The organism is Bacillus sp. LR_5 (genome assembly GCF_042709275.1).
In genome coordinates this window covers 1-1,467 of sequence record NZ_JAVAXX010000578.1, presented here as the reverse complement: position 1 = coordinate 1,467, position 1,467 = coordinate 1, and the positions used below count along the sequence as shown (strand labels likewise).

At 47.5% G+C, this 1,467-nt stretch carries 2 protein-coding genes; one reads left to right on the top strand and one right to left on the bottom strand.

Going from position 1 to position 1,467, the window contains the following annotated elements; all coding sequences use genetic code 11:
- Positions 1-5 precede the first annotated feature (5 nt).
- Positions 6-638: a YhcN/YlaJ family sporulation lipoprotein gene (locus RAC86_RS38645; RefSeq protein ID WP_021480537.1), complete on the top strand. Its 633-nt coding sequence runs from the start codon at positions 6-8 to the stop codon at positions 636-638.
- A gap of 15 nt (positions 639-653) precedes the next feature.
- On the opposite strand, the gene lipA is transcribed toward RAC86_RS38645, so the two are convergent.
- Positions 654-1,467 (bottom strand): lipoyl synthase (lipA, locus tag RAC86_RS38640; RefSeq protein WP_377886949.1); only part of this gene is annotated, 814 nt, incomplete at its 5' end.

Below are 1,467 nucleotides of genomic sequence, written 5' to 3'. Positions count from 1 at the left end.
GATAAATGAAACGAACCGCTGTCAGCCTCTGCCTGTTGACCGGACTTTTATCCGGGTGCGGAGGCGCAGGATTGGATAATGCCCAAAATGTCCGGAATCAGACGCAGAATCAAACCAAACCCATTCATGTGTCGGACCGCAACGAGGCTTTTAACAGGCATAATGAGAACGAACAATTTGGCTATGTCCGCTATCAAAAAGAACAATTTGACGGAGACCAGCAGAAAACGCCGGTGATGAACCGGGAAGAAACCGCTCACATGATATCAAGTTTAACGGTTCAGCTTCCCCATATTCAAGATGCTGCGACATTGGTGACTGACCGAGAAGCGCTTGTCGTATACAAAACCGATTCTAAAAACCGGGAGCTGACCGCCGATCAGGTGAAAAAAACAGCGGCTTCCGTGATACCGCGATACTATCACGTGTATATTTCCGATAATCCAAACCATATGCAGTCCGTCGAAAATTACAGCAATCTCGGCTCTGGTTCAAGGGATATCAGAGAGATCATGTCGGGGACGATTCAAGAAATGAAAACCTCCCCGCAAGGAAGCCCTGTCTCAGAGAATGAAAATGCCAATGGAGAAACGCGTCAGGACATGAAAATCGATAGGAATGACAAAAACGCCAGATGATCTGGCGTTTTGGCATTATGCTTGGGCTTGACGCTTTTTAGATGCTTCGTTTACTTGTTCATCCGCATGGTAAGAGGAACGGACAAGCGGACCGGCTTCACAATGGCTGAAGCCTTTTTGCATCGCGATTTCTTTTAATTCTGCAAATTCATCAGGATGGTAGTATTTTTGGACTTTCAAGTGTTTCTTCGTCGGCTGCAGATATTGGCCGATTGCCATAATATCCACGTTGTTCGCCAAAAGGTCGTCCATTACTTCAATAATCTCTTCTTTTGTTTCGCCGAGCCCGATCATGATACTTGATTTTGTCGGAATGTCAGGCTGCATTTCCTTCGCACGGCGCAAAAATTCCAATGAACGGTCGTACGTCGCACGCGCACGGACTCTTGGCGTCAGGCGGCGAACCGTTTCGATATTGTGATTCAGGATGTCTGGGCGTGTATCCATTAAGGTTTTTAGGTTATCGTAGTTTCCGCCCATATCAGACGGCAGCACCTCAATTGTTGTGAACGGGCTTTTTCTGCGGATCGCACGGACCGTTTCCGCGAAAATGCCTGCCCCGCCATCTTTCTGATCGTCACGCGCAACAGCCGTAATGACCGCGTGTTTCAAATTCATAAGCGCGACTGAATCCGCTACGCGTTCCGGCTCTTGCAGATCAAGCTCAGTTGGAAGGCCTGTTTTGACAGCACAGAAACGGCATGCTCTTGTACAAACAGAACCTAAAATCATAAATGTCGCTGTACGTCTGACCGCCCAGCATTCATGAATATTCGGACACTTTGCTTCTTCGCATACGGTATGAAGGTTGTTTTTCCGCATGAGTTTT

Bases quoted from the DNA above. Each gene is read 5' to 3' on its own strand.
- RAC86_RS38645 (WP_021480537.1), top strand. From the start codon at position 6: ATGAAACGAACCGCTGTCAGCCTCTGCCTGTTGACCGGACTTTTATCC.